This window comes from Phytohabitans houttuyneae (genome assembly GCF_011764425.1).
In the GTDB taxonomy this organism is placed as follows: domain Bacteria; phylum Actinomycetota; class Actinomycetes; order Mycobacteriales; family Micromonosporaceae; genus Phytohabitans; species Phytohabitans houttuyneae.
In genome coordinates, this window is record NZ_BLPF01000001.1 from 782,830 (window position 1) to 798,929 (window position 16,100).

21 protein-coding genes are annotated in these 16,100 nt (G+C 72.9%); 6 read left to right on the forward strand and 15 right to left on the reverse strand.

The window, feature by feature from the left end; genetic code table 11:
- Positions 1-6: 6 nt before the first annotated feature.
- The 4 genes from Phou_RS03580 to infC are packed head-to-tail and all read right to left on the reverse strand — an operon-like array spanning position 7 to position 2,124.
- A complete protein-coding gene (locus Phou_RS03580) occupies positions 7-840 on the reverse strand; it encodes a TrmH family RNA methyltransferase (RefSeq protein ID WP_246273190.1) in 834 nt (277 codons plus the stop codon).
- 38 nt (positions 841-878) lie between these two features.
- Positions 879-1,265 carry a 50S ribosomal protein L20 gene (gene rplT / locus Phou_RS03585; protein WP_173053505.1) on the reverse strand — a complete coding sequence of 129 codons (387 nt, stop codon included), beginning with the start codon at positions 1,263-1,265 and terminating at the stop codon, positions 879-881.
- A gap of 32 nt (positions 1,266-1,297) precedes the next feature.
- Positions 1,298-1,492, reverse strand: a complete 195-nt coding sequence (gene rpmI, locus Phou_RS03590; RefSeq protein WP_173053507.1) for a 50S ribosomal protein L35 — start codon at positions 1,490-1,492, stop codon at positions 1,298-1,300.
- A 20-nt stretch (positions 1,493-1,512) separates the two neighbouring features.
- A complete protein-coding gene (gene infC / locus Phou_RS03595; RefSeq protein WP_173053509.1) occupies positions 1,513-2,124 on the reverse strand; it encodes a translation initiation factor IF-3 in 612 nt (203 codons plus the stop codon).
- A gap of 513 nt (positions 2,125-2,637) precedes the next feature.
- Between infC and Phou_RS03600 the strand changes: the two genes are divergently transcribed.
- Positions 2,638-3,534, forward strand: coding sequence for a class I SAM-dependent methyltransferase (locus Phou_RS03600; protein WP_173053511.1), 897 nt, complete (start codon positions 2,638-2,640; stop codon positions 3,532-3,534).
- Here Phou_RS03600 and Phou_RS03605 read toward each other — a convergent pair.
- Positions 3,484-3,966 (reverse strand): PH domain-containing protein, encoded by a 483-nt coding sequence (locus Phou_RS03605; RefSeq protein WP_173053514.1) that lies wholly within the window; start codon positions 3,964-3,966, stop codon positions 3,484-3,486. The genes Phou_RS03600 and Phou_RS03605 overlap by 51 nt on opposite strands.
- 177 nt (positions 3,967-4,143) lie before the next feature.
- Here Phou_RS03605 and Phou_RS03610 point away from each other — a divergent pair, with 177 nt between their 5' ends.
- Entirely contained in the window at positions 4,144-4,602 is a 459-nt protein-coding gene (locus Phou_RS03610; RefSeq protein ID WP_173053516.1) for an Hsp20/alpha crystallin family protein, read from the forward strand.
- 75 nt (positions 4,603-4,677) lie between these two features.
- On the opposite strand, the gene Phou_RS03615 is transcribed toward Phou_RS03610, so the two are convergent.
- Positions 4,678-5,082: a winged helix-turn-helix transcriptional regulator gene (locus tag Phou_RS03615; RefSeq protein ID WP_173053518.1), complete on the reverse strand. Its 405-nt coding sequence runs from the start codon at positions 5,080-5,082 to the stop codon at positions 4,678-4,680.
- A 108-nt stretch (positions 5,083-5,190) separates the two neighbouring features.
- Here Phou_RS03615 and Phou_RS03620 point away from each other — a divergent pair, with 108 nt between their 5' ends.
- A complete protein-coding gene (locus Phou_RS03620) occupies positions 5,191-6,120 on the forward strand; it encodes an NADP-dependent oxidoreductase (RefSeq protein ID WP_173053520.1) in 930 nt (309 codons plus the stop codon).
- A gap of 683 nt (positions 6,121-6,803) precedes the next feature.
- Here Phou_RS03620 and Phou_RS54295 read toward each other — a convergent pair.
- The 6 genes from Phou_RS54295 to Phou_RS03650 form a co-directional block, all read right to left on the reverse strand.
- Complete coding sequence (locus Phou_RS54295; protein ID WP_281364999.1) at positions 6,804-6,929, reverse strand: hypothetical protein; 126 nt, start codon at positions 6,927-6,929, stop codon at positions 6,804-6,806.
- Between the two features lie 256 nt (positions 6,930-7,185).
- Positions 7,186-8,145 (reverse strand): DMT family transporter, encoded by a 960-nt coding sequence (locus tag Phou_RS03630; protein ID WP_246273192.1) that lies wholly within the window; start codon positions 8,143-8,145, stop codon positions 7,186-7,188.
- Positions 8,142-8,987 carry an ATP phosphoribosyltransferase gene (hisG, locus tag Phou_RS03635; protein WP_173053522.1) on the reverse strand — a complete coding sequence of 282 codons (846 nt, stop codon included), beginning with the start codon at positions 8,985-8,987 and terminating at the stop codon, positions 8,142-8,144. The genes Phou_RS03630 and hisG overlap by 4 nt, the downstream gene beginning before the upstream one ends.
- Positions 8,988-9,032: 45 nt before the next feature.
- Positions 9,033-9,296: a phosphoribosyl-ATP diphosphatase gene (locus Phou_RS03640; protein ID WP_173053524.1), complete on the reverse strand. Its 264-nt coding sequence runs from the start codon at positions 9,294-9,296 to the stop codon at positions 9,033-9,035.
- Positions 9,297-9,323: 27 nt separating this feature from the next.
- The gene (locus tag Phou_RS03645) at positions 9,324-10,337 is read right to left on the reverse strand and encodes a GerMN domain-containing protein (RefSeq protein ID WP_173053526.1); all 1,014 of its coding nucleotides are present in this window, start codon (positions 10,335-10,337) and stop codon (positions 9,324-9,326) included.
- Positions 10,334-10,879, reverse strand: a complete 546-nt coding sequence (locus tag Phou_RS03650) for a SigE family RNA polymerase sigma factor (RefSeq protein WP_218578697.1) — start codon at positions 10,877-10,879, stop codon at positions 10,334-10,336. Before Phou_RS03650 ends, Phou_RS03645 begins: the two co-directional genes overlap by 4 nt.
- 58 nt (positions 10,880-10,937) lie before the next feature.
- Here Phou_RS03650 and Phou_RS03655 point away from each other — a divergent pair, with 58 nt between their 5' ends.
- The 3 genes from Phou_RS03655 (at position 10,938) to Phou_RS03665 (ending at position 13,548) form a co-directional block, all read left to right on the forward strand.
- Positions 10,938-11,789 carry an ABC transporter substrate-binding protein gene (locus Phou_RS03655; protein ID WP_173053530.1) on the forward strand — a complete coding sequence of 284 codons (852 nt, stop codon included), beginning with the start codon at positions 10,938-10,940 and terminating at the stop codon, positions 11,787-11,789.
- 120 nt (positions 11,790-11,909) lie between these two features.
- A complete protein-coding gene (locus Phou_RS03660) occupies positions 11,910-12,734 on the forward strand; it encodes an amino acid ABC transporter permease (RefSeq protein WP_371872075.1) in 825 nt (274 codons plus the stop codon).
- Positions 12,735-12,804: 70 nt separating this feature from the next.
- A complete protein-coding gene (locus tag Phou_RS03665; protein ID WP_173053532.1) occupies positions 12,805-13,548 on the forward strand; it encodes an amino acid ABC transporter ATP-binding protein in 744 nt (247 codons plus the stop codon).
- A 209-nt stretch (positions 13,549-13,757) separates the two neighbouring features.
- Here the strand turns inward: Phou_RS03665 and ribH are convergent, their stop codons facing one another.
- Genes ribH through Phou_RS03680 form a run of 3 tightly spaced genes read right to left on the reverse strand, consistent with a single transcriptional unit; the run spans position 13,758 to position 16,099 of the window.
- Positions 13,758-14,231 (reverse strand): 6,7-dimethyl-8-ribityllumazine synthase, encoded by a 474-nt coding sequence (gene ribH, locus Phou_RS03670; RefSeq protein ID WP_173053533.1) that lies wholly within the window; start codon positions 14,229-14,231, stop codon positions 13,758-13,760.
- Positions 14,232-15,458 (reverse strand): bifunctional 3,4-dihydroxy-2-butanone-4-phosphate synthase/GTP cyclohydrolase II, encoded by a 1,227-nt coding sequence (locus Phou_RS03675; RefSeq protein ID WP_173053535.1) that lies wholly within the window; start codon positions 15,456-15,458, stop codon positions 14,232-14,234.
- Positions 15,455-16,099, reverse strand: coding sequence for a riboflavin synthase (locus tag Phou_RS03680; RefSeq protein WP_173053537.1), 645 nt, complete (start codon positions 16,097-16,099; stop codon positions 15,455-15,457). The genes Phou_RS03675 and Phou_RS03680 overlap by 4 nt, the downstream gene beginning before the upstream one ends.
- Position 16,100 lies beyond the last annotated feature (1 nt).

Here is a 16,100-nt window from a genome sequence, read left to right on the forward strand (position 1 = left end):
CAGAGTCTACTGAGCCGTGGGCCCGGCCCCGCGCTCGCTCCGCTCCTCGGTCGCCGGCGCTCTCAACGCCCTCGCCGAGGCGTAGAGGCACACCGCCGCGGCGGCCGCGAGATTGAGGCTCTCCGCGCCCCCGTAGATCGGCACCCGCACCCGCGCGTCCGCGAGCGCGAGCAGCTCCGCTGGCAGGCCGTGCGCCTCGGAGCCGAACAGCCACGCGGTCGGCACGCCCAGCCCGCCACTGTCGGCCAGCTCGTCGAGGTCGGTGTCGCCGTAGCCGGTGGCGGCGAGCACGCGCACGCCCCGCTCGCGGATCGCCGCGACGGCCGCCGCCGGGTCGGGCGCCCGCACCACGTCGACGTGGAAGAGGCTGCCGGCGGAGGCGCGCACGCACTTGCCGTTGTAGGGGTCGACCGCGTCGCCGGCGAAGACCACCGCGCCCGCGCCGGCGGCGTCCGCGGTGCGGAGCACGGTGCCGGCGTTGCCCGGATCGCGGATCTCCGCGAGCACCGCGGTGAGACGGGGTCCGCGTTCCAAGGCCTTCCGCAGGGGTACCGGCTGCTGCGCGCACACCGCCACCAGCCCTTGTGGCTGCACCGTCTCGGCGAGCGCGGCGAGAGCCTCGTCGGTGACCTCGGAGACGCGGGCGCCGCTCCCGCGCGCGCCGGCGATCAGGTCCGCGAAGCGGGTCAGCCCATGGCTGGTACCAAAAATGTCCTGGACCACGCCGGCGGCCGCGGCTTCGCGGACGGCCTGCGGTCCCTCGGCGAGGAAAAGCCCCGCGGCGTCGCGCTCGCGGCGGCGCTGAAGGCGGCGGGCAGCAACGACCCGGGGTGTCCGCACGGTGTACGGACCTTCCCCGGGTCGTGGGTGATGCTGGGTCACGCGGCCTGAGCGCCGCCGGTGCCCTCCGCAGCGACCGCCGCGCGGGCGACCTCGACGAGCGCGGCGAAGGCCGGCGCGTCGTTGACCGCGAGGTCGGCCAGGATCTTGCGGTCGACCTCGACGCCGGCCAGGCGCAGGCCCTGGATCAGCCGGTTGTACGTGAGGCCGTTGGCGCGGGCCCCCGCGTTGATCCGGGTGATCCACAGCTGCCGGAAGTCGCCCTTGCGGTCGCGACGGTCCCGGTAGGCGTACTGCATCGAGTGCAGCACCTGCTCCTTGGCCTTGCGGTACAGCCGCGAGCGCTGGCCGCGGTAACCGCTGGCCTCTTCCAGCAGGGAACGGCGCTTCTTCTGGGCGTTCACAGCCCGCTTGACGCGTGCCATCTCAACTCCTTCTCTCTGTCAAGTGGCGCGCGTCAGCGGCCCAGCAGCTTCTTGACTCGCTTGACGTCAGCCTTGGCTACCAGGACCGTGCCGGACAGCCGGCGGGTGCGGGTGGAGGGCTTGCCCTCGAAGTTGTGGCGCAGACCGGCCTGCTGCTTGATCAGCTTGCCGCTGCCGGTCACCTTGATCCGCTTGCCCGCACCCGAGTGGCTCTTCATCTTCGGCATTTTGGAACGTCTCTCCCCTGCTACTCGCCGGACTGTCCGGCGGGCCCGGCGTCGTCCGCCGGTGGTGCATCAGCACCCGAATCGCGCTCCCGCCCCGGTCCCTTGGCCGCCGTGGCAGCCGCCGTGGCGGCGGCCTTGGTGGCCCGGTGCGGAGCCAAAACCATGATCATGTTGCGGCCGTCCTGCTTAGGCGCGGCCTCCACGTACCCCAGGTCCGAGATCTCGGACTCGAGCCGCCGCAGGAGCCGGTAACCCAGCTCCGGTCGGCTCTGCTCGCGACCCCGGAACATGATCGTCACCTTGACCTTGTCGCCCGCCTTCAGGAACCGCACGACGTGACCCTTTTTGGTCTCGTAGTCGTGTGGATCGATCTTCGGCCGGAGCTTCATCTCCTTGATGACGGTCTGCTGCTGGTTACGCCGCGCTTCGCGCGCCTTCAGTGCGCTCTCGTACTTGAACTTTCCGAAGTCCATGAGCTTGCACACCGGCGGGCGCGCCATCGGCGCAACCTCGACCAGGTCCAGGTCGACGTCCGCGGCCAGCTGCAGGGCGCGCTCGAGTGGGACGATGCCCACCTGCTCACCCTCAGGGCCGACCAGTCGGACCTCACGTGCCCGGATCTGCTCGTTCACGCGTGGTTCGACGCTGATGGGGCCTCCTCATTGCGAATCCTCGTCCGGTCACGGTTTGCGCCGGACGTTGTGTTGCCTCCGCCCTCGCGGGCTCCCGCGCCGGTCCGGAGAACCGCGCCCGCGCGGGGCGCCGACCTCGGTCGGCACGCGTGCCGGGCGGGACTGCTCGTGGCCGCGTGAGCCGGCTCGGCCGGCCCGCCGGCGAGTGCCGTCGGGCCGCCCGGCGGGCGCACGCGCCTCCGCTCGGCGCGTGTGCCGGCCCAAAGCAGAAGGCCCTGGCGAAGATGCCAGGGCCCGCTCGACCGGTCGGGCGCGTCAGGTGACAACGCGCCACCGGACTCGAGGATTCCCCTCGAACCGGCTGACCGGACCCGGACGCCCCCGTGGGTGCGACTCGGGTGGGAGCAGGCGCTCCGCTTCGTGGCTGCCGCCGCACATGCAGTGACAGCTGGTCGACGCCGCAAGGTTACCAGCATGTACTCCGGAACGCGAAGGCGGGCTACCTTTCCCGTCATGGCGACCGACCCCTGGGCGAGCTGGCTGCTGCACCGGCGCGACGGCGGCAGCGCCACGGTACGCGCCCGCCACCGCTCCGACCTGGCGGCCTTCCGCGACGGCGTGCTCGACCGCGCCGCCCTGCGCCCGGACGACGTGCTCCTCGACGTGGGCTGCGGCACCGGCCTGGTGGGCTTCGGCGCGCTGGAGCGCCTCGGCCCGGACGGGCGGGTCGTCTTCTGCGACGTCTCCGCCGAGCTGCTCGACGAGTGCCGCCGCGCGGCCGGTGACGACGGGCGCTGCTCGTTCGTCAACGCGTCCGCCGAAGAACTCGCCGGGGTGCCGGACGCCTCGGTCGACGTGGTCACCACCCGCTCGGTGCTCATCTACTGCGCGCGCAAGGCGGACGCGTTCGCCGAGTTCTTCCGGGTGCTGCGGCCGGGCGGGCGGCTGTCCGTCTTCGAGCCGATCAACGCCTTCCAGCTCCGCGAGCGCCCGGGAGAGATGTTCGGCCTGGCCGCCTCGCCGGTCGGCGACCTGCTCGCCCGCGTCGCGGCCCGCTACGGCGCGAACGCGGCCACCGCCCCGATGTTCGACTTCGACGAACGCGACCTGCTCGGCTGGGCCGTGGACGCCGGCTTCGCCGCGGCGGAGCTCGACTACCACGCCCAGCTCGGCGTGCCGGCCGAGCCGATGCCGCCGTGGTCGACCCTCAAGCGGACGGCACCGAACCCGCTCTCCCCGACGTACGAGGAGGCGATGGCGGCGACGCTGAACGCGGAGGAGCGGGCACGCCTCGACGCGTACCTGGAGGAGCTGTCCGCCGCCGGCGAACCGATCCGCCGCACGCTCGCGGTCGCGTACCTACGTGCGGTCGTCCCCGGCCACGTCGACGGCGTCGGGCTGCCGCTGTGAGGCGTCGAGGAGCGCGCGGAGGGCGCGGACGCCGTCGACCGCGTACTGCTTGTCGGCGGCCTGCAGCGCCATCATCGGCAGCAGGTCCTCGTCACGCAGCTCCAGGCTGGCCCAGGGGGTGCCGCGGTTGAACCGGATCGCGCGCACCATGTCCCACGGGATGTCGTAGCCACCCACGAGGTTGCGCACCCGGATGCCCTTTTCGTCCGCCTCGACGCGCAGTCGCGTGAAGAGCAGGATGCCGAGCGCGAAGAGCACGCCGAGCCCCACCATGGCGAACTGGTCGCCGCGCTGGAACGTGCCGTACCCATCGCCGGTCGAGCCCTTGAGCCCGGTGGCGACCAGCGTGAAGACCACCAGGATGGCGGCCGCGAGGATCCAGGCCACGACCCGGGCCCGCTGGGGCCGCAGACGTACGACAGTGCTGTTCACGTCCCGAGTCTCCCACCCATCCCCCGCCCCCGTCAGGCGGCCTCGCCGCGCGACGCGGTGCGACCCGCGACCACCCGGCGCGGCTCTCTCACAGCCGGGAATTGAGTCGACCCGACTCAAGTTATGCACGGTGTGCCCGGCCGGTCAGGCCCGGTCGGATGGACCTGAGGAGTACAGATGAGCACTTTGTCGCTGTGGACCCGGCGTGACCCGTTCGCCGAGTTCGACGCGCTCGTGCGCCACGCTTTCGGGCCGGCGGCGACCCGGCGCGGCGGCTTCGTGCCGGCCGCCGAGATCGCGCGGGACGGCGACGACGCGGTGGTACGGGTGGAGCTGCCCGGCCTCGACGTCGAGAAGGACGTGACCGTCGAGGTCGAGCGTGGCCAGCTTGTCGTGCGCGGTGAGCGGCGCGACGAGCGGACCGAGGAGCGGGACGGCCGGAGCCTGCGTGAGGTGCGGTACGGCACGTTCCGCCGCTCCTTCGCGCTGCCCCAGCACGTGACCGCCGACGCGGTCAGCGCCTCGTACGACGCGGGCGTGCTGAGCGTGCGGGTGACCGGCGCGTACGCGGGTACCGCCGCCAAGAAGATCGCCGTGACGTCCGGCACCGACGCGCCCGCCATCGAGCAGGCGTAACAAGCACCACTCCACCCCCAGGAAAGGCCCGGCCCTCCCCGTCGCGGGAGGGCCGGGCCTTGCCGTGTGCGGGGGTCAGGCGGCCTGGCCCTCGTCGTACGCCACGCGGGCCGCGCGCACCTCGTCCATGTGCGCCTCGGCCCACGTCTTGATGGCCACCATCACCGGCGCGAGGTCGCGGCCGAGCGGGGTGAGCGCGTAGTCGACGCGGACCGGCACCGTCGGAGTGACCGTGCGTGTCACCAGGCCGTCGCGCTCCAGCGTGCGCAGCGTCTGGGTGAGCATCTTCTGGCTCACGCCGGCGATCTTGCGGGCCAGCTCGCTGTGCCGCATCGGGCCACCGCCCAGCGAGGCGAGCACGAGGCCCATCCACTTGTCGCTCAGCGTCTCCAGCAGCGCGCGCGTGGGGCACTCCGCCAGGAACGCGTCATACGCCTCCTTGGCCCGCTTACGGCGCTGCGCGGCGGTCATCGTGGCCATCGGACCCTCCTGGCGGAGACTAAGGCACTCCCAGGTACCTACTTACCGATAGAGAGTAGGGCTCCATACGCTCGCGCCACAACACCCGAGCGACAAGGAGTAAGCGCCATGCGTGCCGTGACAGTCAGCGAGTACGGCGGCCCCGAGGTCCTGCGCATCACCGACCAGCCGCTCCCCCAGCCCGGCCCCGGCCAGCTGCGCGTGCGGGTACGGGCCACCCCGCTCCAGCCGATCGACGTCGCCGTCCGGGCGGGCAGGTTCGCGGAGGTACTGCCCTTCCAGCCGCCGTTCGTGCCGGGGTGGGACCTCGCCGGCACCGTGGACGCGGTGGGCGAGGGGGTCACCGCTTTTACGCCGGGCGAGGAGGTGGTCGGGCTGCGCCACGGCTTCCGCGGCGGCGGCGCCGGGACCCACGCCGAGTACGCACTGCTGGACGCCACCGCCACCGCCACCGCACCGGCAGGCGTGGAGCCGGCCGCGGCCGCCACCGTGCCCCTGAACGCGCTCACCGCCACCCAGGCACTCGACCTGGCCGCCGCACCGGCTGGCGGCACGATAGCGATCATCGGGGCGGCCGGCGCGGTAGGCGGCTTCGCGGCGCAGCTGGCCGTCCACCGTGGACTCGCCGTCTACGGGGTCGCCGGCACGCAGGATGAGGATTTCGTGCGCGGCCTCGGCGCCACGTTCGTACCCCGCGCCGACGACGTGGCGGCCGCGGTGCGCGCGGCGGCGGGCGGCCCGGTGGACGCGGTGTACGACCCCGCGTTCGTGGGAGCACCCGCACTGGGCGCGGTCCGCGACGGCGGCACGTTCGTCGCCGGCGCCGGCCCGCTTGCTCCCCCGCCCGAACGCGGCATCCGCACGACGGGCGTGGAGGTCGAGCCCGACGCCGGCCAGCTGGCGGACCTCGTCCGCCTGACCGAGCAGGGCGCCCTGACGCTGCGGGTCGCGCAGACCTTCCCGCTGTCCGAGGCCGCGACCGCCCACGCGCTCCTGGAGAAGGGCGCCGTCCGCGGCCGCCTGGTGCTGCTCCCCTGACGGCTCTTTCCCACCAGATTTTGAGCTACCGCGATGTCCGCGGTGGTCCGGACCGTTGCTCCCGCGGCCTCACCCTCCGCGGTTGCGGGAGCCTCTCAAGCTGGGCGCACCAATGCGCCCAGCCTCGACGTGCGGCCGCCGGGCGCGTGCGTGGCTGCCAGCGCTCCCGAGGCTGCCAGCGTCCGCGTGGCGACCGGCTTTCGCGTGTCCGCCAGCCGTTCGCGTGGCAGCCAGCCCTCGCGTGTTACCGGCGTCTCGCGTGGCAGCCAGCCCTACGCGTGGCAGCAGCCCGACGTGGCCACCGGCGTCCGCGTGGCAGCCAGCCCGCGTGGCTACCGGCGTCCGGGGCGGCCAGCCCGCGTGGCTGCGGCGTCACCACGGCTGCCAGCCCTGCGTGGCTACCGGCGTCCGAGTGCTGCCAGTCTCCGCGCGCTGCCGGTGTCCGCGTGGCTTCCCGCGTCCGATGGGTCGAGGGAAGGCGGGCGCCCAGGTCGGCGCTTGCTGGCCGTGGAGCGACCGCAGCCTCTTGATCGGCGCGGGGCTGTCAGGGCAGTGGTCCGTCCACAATGGAGCGCCAGGATGGGCCGCCGTGGCCCCGGCCGTTGCTCCCCGGCACCCCTCGTCGCCGCGACCGCGCGTCACGCTGATCGACCTGTGGCGGCCGGCTGCTGGGGTGCGCCGCTTCAGGCGCTGAGCCGCGCCGGCGGGTAACCCGGCCACGTCGACGGGTCGCCCTCCGGCGGGTCTCCGCTGCCCGACTGCAGCGCGAACCGCGGGTCGCGGCACAGGTCGACCGCCTTGCGGGCCATCCACCTGCTGCCGAGCCACAGAAGCGTTCGGCAAAGCCCGCAGCACCGTCCACACCAGGCCGGCCATCCCTACCCAGGCCCGGCGGTTTCTTTCGGCCTGGACTCGCGAGCTGCGGGCACGCCCGGTTGCTGGGCGCATCGCTGCGCCCAGCTTGAGAGGCTCCCGCAGACCAACCCTGGCCGCCGAGCTACTGGCCGCCCAACCGTGGAAGCGGCGCAGGCTCTCCGGTCACCCAGCCGCGGGCGGCGCGGCCGGTCAGCTGCGGGCGGCGGGTGTGCGGGGGCGGGCGCCGCGGCCGGCTAGGGCTACGGCGGCCACCGTCAGGGCGGCGCCGGCGAGCACGGCGGGAGTGGCGTGTGGGGCGGTGGGGATCACGGCGTCCAGCAGGAGGGCGCCGGTCAGTTGGCCGGCGACTACCGAGAGGCCGGTGCGGAGGACGCCGATCGCGCGGACGCTGATCAGGAGGCAGGCCACGATCACGACGCTCAGCAGCCCGCCGGTGTAGAGGTACCACTCGGTGGGCAGGCGGGCGGACCAGCCGGTGCCGAAGGCGCCCAGCAGCGCGCCGGCCACCAGGACTGTCGGTGTGGCGGTGACGAAGTTGACGGCGGTGCCGGCCGCGTTGGTGGTGGCGGCCGACACGCGGCCGTTGAGGGCGCCCTGCAGTGCCACCGCGACGCCGCCGATAATGCCCAGCGCTAGCATGCCCGCCGCCAGGTCGCCGATCGGGCGGTCCACCTGGGCCAGCACGACCGCCGCGACGCCGAGTACCGCGCCGCCCACTCGTGGGGCGGTCAGTGGCAGGCGGCCGGCGGGGGCGAGGCCGGCCCGGTCGACCGCCAGCCCGCCGAAGCTGCCGCCGGTGACCTGGGCGATGGTGAAGGCGGCGACGCCGACGGCGGGCACCACGTAGGTCGCGATGGTGACGAACAGGGCGCCGCACACCCCGCCCAGGTACGTCCACCACGGCAGCCTCGCGCGCGGGAGAGCGCGCAGGCCGCGGCGCATGGAGGGCATCGCGGCAAGGCCGGCGGCGATCAGGGCGCTGCCGGCGAGCGTGCTCACCACCGCGCCGAAGGAGGCGTTGCCCACCCGCTCGCCCAGCTCGGCGTTGGCCGCGCTCTGCACGGCCGACGACACGCCGCCCACCGACGCGACCGCCAGCGCCACCCCGGTCGGCAGCGCCGACGCGTCCGGCAGCGCGGGCCGCCTCACAGCCGGCAGGCGTGGATGTCTGTCACCAGGATCGCGCGGGCGCCCAGGTCGTAGAGCTCGTCCATGATGTTGTGCACGTCGCCGCGGAGCACCATCGCCTGCACGGCCACCCACCCCTCGCGGTGCAGCGGGGAGATGGTCGGCGACTCGATGCCCGGGGTGAGCGCGGTGGCGCGGTCGAGGAGGTCGGCGCGAACGTCGTACGCCAGCATGACGTAGCGGCGGGCCACCAGCACGCCCTGCAGGCGGCGGACCAGCTGCCCCACCTGCCCGTTTGCCGGGGCGCCGACCCGCCGGATGAGCAGCGCCGACGACTCCAGGATCGGGTCGCCGACGATGACCAGGCCGGCCTGGCGCAGCGTGGCGCCGGTGGAGACCACGTCGGCGACGACGTCGGCGACGCCGAGCCGCACCGCGTTTTCCACGGCGCCGTCGAGGCGGATCACGTCGGCCTTGAGGCCCCGCTCGGCGAGGTGGCGCTCGACCACGCCCGGGTACGCGGTGGCGACCCGCCGGCCGCCGATGTCCTCGACCGAGGTGAGCGTCTCGGGGCGGGCGGCGTAGCGGAAGGTGGCGCCGCCGAAGGCGAGGTCGAGGATCTCCTCGGCCGCGCTGCCGGCGTCGACGAGCAGGTCGCGGCCGGTGATGCCGAGGTCGAGGTCGCCGGAGCCGACGTACGTGGCGATGTCGCGGGGGCGAAGGTAGAAGAACTCGACCGCGTTGCCCTCGTCACGGCAGATCAGGTCGCGGTCGTCGGCGCGCTGGCGGTATCCCGCCTCGCGCAGCATCTCGGTGGCCGGTCGGGACAGGGTGCCTTTGTTGGGAATGGCGATGCGCAGCATCTGGACGTGCTCCTTCGTGAGGCGAGAACGAGGCGGAGGGCACGGTCACAGATGTCGGTACACGTCCTTGAGCTCCAGTCCGGTGGCGAGCATCAGCACCTGGGTCTGGTAGAGCAGCTGGGAGATCTCCTCCGCGGCCCGCTCGCGCCCCTCGTGCTCGGCCGCCATCCAGGCCTCGGCCGCCTCTTCGACGACCTTCTTGCCGATGGCGTGGACGCCGCGCTCCAGCGCCGCGACGGTGCCCGACCCCGGGGTGCGGTCGGCCGCCTTGGCGGACAGCTCGGCGAACAGCTCTTCGAAGGTCTTCACGAGCGCCAATTCTGTCATCCCCGCCGGTCAGCGCACCGTGACCGTGTGGTCGTCCAGATGCTGGACGCTGCCGTCGGCGGCGGAAAGGGCGTAAAGCTCAAGGACGTGCGTGCCGGGCGCGAGCGTGAGCGTGATCCTCGCCTCACCCCGGGCCGGCGCGCCAGCGGAGAGCGTGAGCGTCTCCTCGGTGACCACCGTGCGTCCCTTGCGGACGGTCAGCCGCGCGGTCGCCTCGAACACCGCGCCGGCCGCGTGCACCTCGAACGTGCGGGCCACGGTCGCGCCGTGCTGCGGCTCGATCAGCCAGAGCGCGCCGAGCGTGTCGAGCGCGGCGGCCTTGCGCACCGTGCGCACGTCCCGGCCGTCGTGGCGCAGGCTGACCCGCGGGTCGCCGCCGAGCACCGCGGCCACCGTCCACGTCAGCTGCTGGGCCGCGAGGTCGTCGGGGGGTGCGGCGGTGAGGTCGACGGTGGCGGCGCTCCCGTCGACGCTGACGCCCAGCACGCCTGTGCCGGACGGCCACGCGCTCGTGTAGTCGGGGTCTTCGGCGCTCTCCTGGGCGAGCATCTCGGTGACCGCCGCGCGCACCTTGTCCGCCGGCGAGGAGCCCGCCGGCAGGCGGTGAAACTCCCGGTAGAGCCTCGGCTGGCCCCGATCCTCGCCCACGTAGTAGACGGCCAGGGACGTGATGCCGGTACCCGAGGATGGGCTGGACCTGGTCGGTGGTGGCGCCGCTGGCGCGGAGGTCGGTGGCGCGGAGGCCGCGGGGGTTGGGCTCGGTGTCGTCGCGGGTGCGGTGACCGCGCCCGGGTCGGGTGCGGTGTGGTTGGGCGTGGGGCGTGCGGCGAGGGCGACCACGACGAGGGTCGCGGCCGTCGCGGTGGCGGCGGTGAACGCGATCGCGCCGAACGGCAGCCACCGCGAGCGGCGGGCGGTCCGCGCGCGGATCGCGCCGAGGGCGTCCGGGCGCACCTCCACCTTCGCCGCCTCGACCTCCAGGACCCGGCGGAGTACCTCTTCGTCGCGTCGTTGGCTGCTCATGAGCTGCGCTCCAGCGTCTCCCGCAGGGCGGCCATGCCCCGCGACGTGTGGCTCTTCACGGCGCCTCGGCTGCACCCCATCGTGGCGGCGATGTCGGCTTCGGACAGGTCGAGGTAGTAGCGGAGCACCAGCGCCTCCCGCTGCCGGGTGGGCAGTGCGCGCAGGGCCGCCACCACCGTGTCGTGGGTAAGCGCGTCCAGTGCGCCCGCCTCCGCGCTCGGCGCGTCGGGCGCCGGCCGGGCGAGCGCGAGGTGGCGGTCGACCACCTTGCGGTGCCGCAGCGCCGACCGGGAGCGGTTGACGACGCTGGTCCGCAGGTAGGCGAGGGCTTTGTCGGCGTCGCGGAGGCGGCGCCAGTGGCCGTGCAGCGCCACGTACGCATCCTGGACTATCTCCTCGGCCCGCCCGCTGTCGTGCAGCAGCAGCGTGGCGAGGCGCACCAGCGGCCGGTAATGGGCCGTGAAAAGGTGCGTCACCGCCTCGTCGGCGGCCCATCCCTCCGCCGTCGAGGTCACGGCGACCACGCTCCCGGTCGTTGCCACGGTGTTACGACGCCCGAGCCCATTATCAGGTTTACAAGTCGCGCCTATGCTGACGCGCATGCTTCGCCGCTTACTGCCCCTCGCCGCCCTGCTGGCGCTCGTCGGCTGCGCCCCCGCAGACGATGACACGCCGACCCCGCCCGCGGCGACCGGGCTCACCTCTTGCAGCAAGGACCAGCTCACCACCAAGACCGCCGGCAAGCTGACCATCGGGACGGACGACCCGGCGTACGGGCCGTGGTTCAAGGACAACAAGCCGGAAAACGGGGAAGGCTTCGAGTCGGCCGTCGCCTACGCGGTCGCCGACCGGCTGGGGTACGCGCAGGCCGACGTGACGTGGGTGCGGGTGCCGTTCAACACGGCGGTCGCGCCGGGGCCGAAGGCCTTCGACTTCGACATCAACCAGTTTTCGATCACCGATGAGCGCAAGAAGGCGGTGGACTTCTCCGGGCCGTACTACCTGGTGCGCCAGACCGTGATCGCGCTGAAGTCCTCGAAGATCGCCGGCGCCGCCTCCGTCTCCGCCCTGCAGAGCGCCAAGCTCGGTGCGCAGGTGGGCACGACCAGCTACAAGGCGATCACCGACCTGGTCAAGCCGTCCGGCCAGCCGCAGGTCTACAACACCAACGACGACGCCAAGAAGGCCCTCCAGAACGGCCAGATCGACGGGCTCGTGGTCGACCTGCCGACCGCGTTCTACATGACCGCCGCCGAGCTCGAAGACGCGGTGATCGTGGGGCAGCTGCCGCAGGTGGGGGTGCCGGAGCAGTTCGGGCTGGTGCTCGACAAGGGCTCGTCGCTGACCGGCTGCGTGACCCAGGCCGTCGACCAGCTCCGCTCGTCGGGCGAGCTCACCCGGCTCGAACAGCAGTGGCTGGCCCAGGTAGCCGGCGCCCGCGAATTAACGTGAGCGAGCGAGTTGGCGCGGCGGCGTCTGGACTGAGGGGCCCCGCCGACGAAGTCGGGGTTTCGGGGCCGCGAGGGAAGACGTCGCCATCAGCGCCGCACGAGCGAGCGAACCGGAATCACAGTGAGCCTTAGTTCCGCCCAGCTTGACAGGCTCGCGTACCGGCGGCGGCAGACGCTGCTCTCGGTGTTGGTCGCCGCGGCTTCCACGCTGGTGCTCGGTGTGCTGCTGGTCGTGGCGGTGACCGGTGCGCCGGGGTGGGACCGCGTGCGCGAGTCCTTCCTCGACCCGACGGTGGCCCGGGAGTCGCTGCCCGACGTCCTGCGGGGGCTGTGGCTCAACATCCGGCTGCTCTTCTTCTGCGCGCTCGGCGCACTCGCGCTCGGCCTGGTCGTCGCGCTGCTGCGCACACTGCGCGGGCCGGTCTTCTTCCCGGTGCGGATGCTCGCGACCGGGTACACGTACACCTTCCGCGGCCTGCCCCTCATCATCGTGCTCTACGTGATGACGCTCGGACTGCCCGGCCTGCGGCTGCAGGGCATGCCGAGCACGCTGGTGTTGGGCGGGATCGCGCTGGTCATCACGTACTCCGGCTATCTCGCCGAGGTCTTCCGCGCCGGCATCGAGTCGGTGCACCCGAGCCAGCTGGCGGCGGCGCGGTCGCTGGGGCTGACGTACCGGCAGACGATGCGCTTCGTGGTGCTGCCCCAGGCCGTGCGGCGGGTGGCGCCACCCCTGCTCAACGACACGGTCGCCCTCCAAAAGGACGTGGGCCTCGTCTCGCTGGCCGGCCCGATCGACGCGGTGCGCGCCGCCCAGATCCACACGGCGGAGACGTTCAACTACACGCCGTACATCGTGGCCGGCGTGCTCTTCGTGCTGCTCGCGGCGCCGCTGATCGCGGTGACCGACTGGGTGACACTCCGCGCCGCCCGGAGGCAGTCATGAGCGAGCGCACGCCTCCGGCGCCGCGCGGGCGACCGATGGCGCCGCGCGAGCGGGCGAGCCGGGAGGAGTCGTGAACGTCCTTTCCTGCCGCGGCGTGCGCAAGGACTTCGGCGGCCGTCCGGTCCTGTCCGAGCTGGACCTCGACGTGGCCGAGCACGAGGTGGTGGCGCTGATCGGCGCGTCCGGCTCGGGCAAGTCGACGCTGCTGCGATGCGTCAACCTGCTCGAAGAGCTCGACGACGGCACCATCCACCTCGACGGCGAGCACATCACCGACCCGCGGGTCAACCAGGACAAGGTGCGGCAGCGGATCGGCATCGTGTTTCAGGCGTACAACCTCTTTCCACACATGACCGTCCTGGAAAACGTCGTGCTGGCACCGATCCGCGTGCACCGGGTACCCCGCGCCGCCGCGGTCGCCACCGCCCGGGAGTGGCTTGCGCGGGTGGGGCTGGCCGACAAGGCCGACGCCTACCCGGACCGGCTGTCGGGCGGGCAGCAGCAGCGGGTCGCGATCGTGCGGGCGCTGGTCAACTCGCCGCGGCTGCTCCTGCTGGACGAGGTGACGTCGGCCCTGGATCCCGAGCTGGTCGGCGAGGTGCTCACGATGATCCGCGACCTGAAGTCGGACGGGGTCACGATGGTGCTCGCCACGCACGAGATGACCTTCGCGCGGCAGGTGGCCGACCGGGTGTGCTTTCTGGACGGTGGGCGGGTGCTGGAGCAGGGGCCGCCGGAGAAGGTGTTCGCGGACCCGGCCGAGGCCCGCACGCGCCAGTTTCTCAGCCGCATCATCGAGGCCGGCCGCCTGTAGCGCAGCGTCGTTAGGCTCTGGCGGCCTCGCCGCCCACGGCACCCGGGCCGCGCCACCTTGGGAAAAGAAGCGAGCACGGCGCCGCCAGCCCAAGCCGAAACGAGCGCGGCGCCGCCAGCCCAGGCCGAAACGGGCGCGGCGCCGCCAGCCCAGGCCGAAACGGGCGCGGCGCCGCCACTCCTCGCGGGAGCGGCGGCGCCGTCAAGAGCTCAGACGGACAGCGCGCGGATCGCCAATGCCGCGTCCAAAGCCGCCACCGTCGCGGACCAGCCCTTGTCCTCGGCCGAGCCGGGCAGGCCGGCGCGGTCGCGGGCCTGCTCGATGGTGTTCACCGTCAGCACACCGTGTGCCACGGGTTTCGACGCGTCGAGAGCGACCCGCGTCAGGCCCTCGGTCACCGACTTGCAGACGTAGTCGAAGTGGGCGGTGGCCCCGCGTACGACCACGCCCAGCGCGACCACCACGTCGCAGCTGCGCGCGAGTGCCTGCGCGACCACCGGCAGCTCCACGGAGCCGGCCACCCTGGCCACCACGATGTCGGCCGCGGCGCATGCCTTGGCGGCCTCGATCGCGCGGGCCAGCATGTGGTCGGTGAGGTCGCCGTGCCAGCGCGCGGCGACGATGCCGACGGTCAACCCGCGTGCGTCCACCGTGGACACACCGGGCTCTCCAAAACCTGCCATTTACGCGGAACCCTCCACCACATCTCCCAGGCCATCCAGGATGTGCCCCATGCGATCACGCTTCGTACGCAGGTAGCGCACGTTTTCCGGGTGCGGCCGGATCGGCAGCGACTCGCGGCCCACGATGCGCAGGCCGTGCCCCGACAGCCCGGCACGCTTCGCCGGGTTGTTGGTGATCAGGCGCATCGAGCGCACACCCAGGTCATACAGGATCTGCGCGCCGGTGCCGTAGTCGCGCGCGTCGGCCGGCAGCCCCAGCTCCAGGTTGGCGTCAACGGTGTCGCGACCCAGGTCCTGCAGCTGGTACGCCTGCAGCTTGTGCAGCAGCCCGATCCCCCGGCCCTCGTGCCCGCGCATGTACAGCACCACGCCGCGGCCCTCGGTCGCCACGCGGGCGAGCGCGGCCTGCAGCTGGGGGCCGCAGTCGCAGCGCAGCGAGCCGAAGACGTCGCCGGTGAGGCACTCGGAGTGGACGCGCACCAGCACGTCCTCGCCGTCGCCGAGGTCGCCGTAGACCAGGGCCACGTGCTCGGCCTCCGAGTCCAGCTCGGCCCGGTACCCGACCGCGCGGAAGACGCCGTGCGGCGTGGGTAGGCGGGCCTCGGCGACCCGCTCGACCTGGCTCTCGACGCGGCGGCGGTACGCCACAAGGTCGGCGATCGTGATGATCGTGAGGTGGTGCTCGACCGCGAACTTCTCCAGGTCCGGCAGGCGCATCATCGTGCCGTCGTCGTTGACAAGCTCGCACAGCACGCCGGCGGGGCGCAGGCCGGCGAGCACCGCCATGTCGACGGTGGCCTCGGTGTGGCCGGGTCTGCGCAGCACGCCGCCGTTCTTGGCGCGCAGCGGCACGACGTGGCCGGGCCGGCTGAGCGCGGTGGCGTCGGTGCCCGGGTCGGCGAGCAGCCGCACGGTGCGGGCCCGGTCGGCCGCCGAGATGCCGGTGCTCACGCCCTCGCGCGCGTCGACGGTCACCGTGTACGCTGTGCCCCTTTTGTCCTGGTTGATGTGGTACATCGGGGGCAGCTCGAGCCGGTCCGCGTCCGCCTCCGTGACCGGCGCGCAGATGTACCCGGAGGTGTACCGGACCATGAACGCCATCAGCTCCGGCGTGGCCAGCTCGGCGGCGAAGATCAGGTCGCCCTCGTTTTCGCGGTCCTCGTCGTCCACGACGATCACCGGCCGTCCCGCGGCGAACTCGGCGACGGCCTCCTCGATGGTGTTCATGCCGACACTCCGTCCGCCAGCTCCGCGGCGGGCGTGGCGCCGCTGGGCGCCGGCGGAGCCGCCAGGAGCTTCTCCACGTACTTGCCGATCACGTCGACCTCCAGGTTTACCAGGTCTCCGGCGCCTTTACGCCCGAGAGTGGTGAGCGCGAGCGTGGTGGGTATCAGGCTCACCGCGAACGACGAGTCGTCCACCGCGACGACGGTCAGCGATACCCCGTCCACGGTGATCGACCCCTTTTCCACCACGTAACGGGAAAGACCCGGAGGAAGTTCGATCGTGACGTCTTCCCACCGATCTCCGGGCGTCCGGGACACGATCCGCCCCACCCCGTCGACGTGCCCCTGCACCAGGTGGCCGCCGAGGCGCGTGCCCAGCGTGGCGGCGCGCTCGAGGTTGACCGGGTCGCCCGGCGCGAGCGTGCCGAGCGCGCTACGGTCGAACGTCTCCTTCATCACGTCGACCGTGAACCCCCCGCCGTCCACCTCCACGACCGTGAGACACACGCCGTTGACCGCGATCGAGTCACCGGCGCGCGCGTCCGACGCGACGAGCGGACCGCGCAGCGCGGCGATGCCGCCGTCGCCGTGCCAGTCCAGCCGGACCAGCTCGCCAAGTTCCTCGACAATCCCCGTGAACAAC

Excerpts from the sequence above, each read along its gene's own strand:
- rplT (WP_173053505.1), bottom strand. The coding sequence starts at position 1,265 with ATGGCACGCGTCAAGCGGGCTGTGAACGCCCAGAAGAAGCGCCGTTCC.
- rpmI (WP_173053507.1), bottom strand. The coding sequence starts at position 1,492 with ATGCCGAAGATGAAGAGCCACTCGGGTGCGGGCAAGCGGATCAAGGTG.
- Phou_RS03600 (WP_173053511.1), top strand. The coding sequence starts at position 2,638 with ATGGCGACCGACCCCTGGGCGAGCTGGCTGCTGCACCGGCGCGACGGC.
- Phou_RS03610 (WP_173053516.1), top strand. The coding sequence starts at position 4,144 with ATGAGCACTTTGTCGCTGTGGACCCGGCGTGACCCGTTCGCCGAGTTC.
- Phou_RS03615 (WP_173053518.1), bottom strand. The coding sequence starts at position 5,082 with ATGGCCACGATGACCGCCGCGCAGCGCCGTAAGCGGGCCAAGGAGGCG.
- Phou_RS03620 (WP_173053520.1), top strand. The coding sequence starts at position 5,191 with ATGCGTGCCGTGACAGTCAGCGAGTACGGCGGCCCCGAGGTCCTGCGC.
- Phou_RS54295 (WP_281364999.1), bottom strand. The coding sequence starts at position 6,929 with ATGGCCCGCAAGGCGGTCGACCTGTGCCGCGACCCGCGGTTCGCGCTG.
- hisG (WP_173053522.1), bottom strand. The coding sequence starts at position 8,987 with ATGCTGCGCATCGCCATTCCCAACAAAGGCACCCTGTCCCGACCGGCC.
- Phou_RS03645 (WP_173053526.1), bottom strand. The coding sequence starts at position 10,337 with ATGAGCAGCCAACGACGCGACGAAGAGGTACTCCGCCGGGTCCTGGAG.
- Phou_RS03655 (WP_173053530.1), top strand. The coding sequence starts at position 10,938 with ATGCTTCGCCGCTTACTGCCCCTCGCCGCCCTGCTGGCGCTCGTCGGC.
- ribH (WP_173053533.1), bottom strand. The coding sequence starts at position 14,231 with ATGGCAGGTTTTGGAGAGCCCGGTGTGTCCACGGTGGACGCACGCGGG.
- Phou_RS03675 (WP_173053535.1), bottom strand. The coding sequence starts at position 15,458 with ATGAACACCATCGAGGAGGCCGTCGCCGAGTTCGCCGCGGGACGGCCG.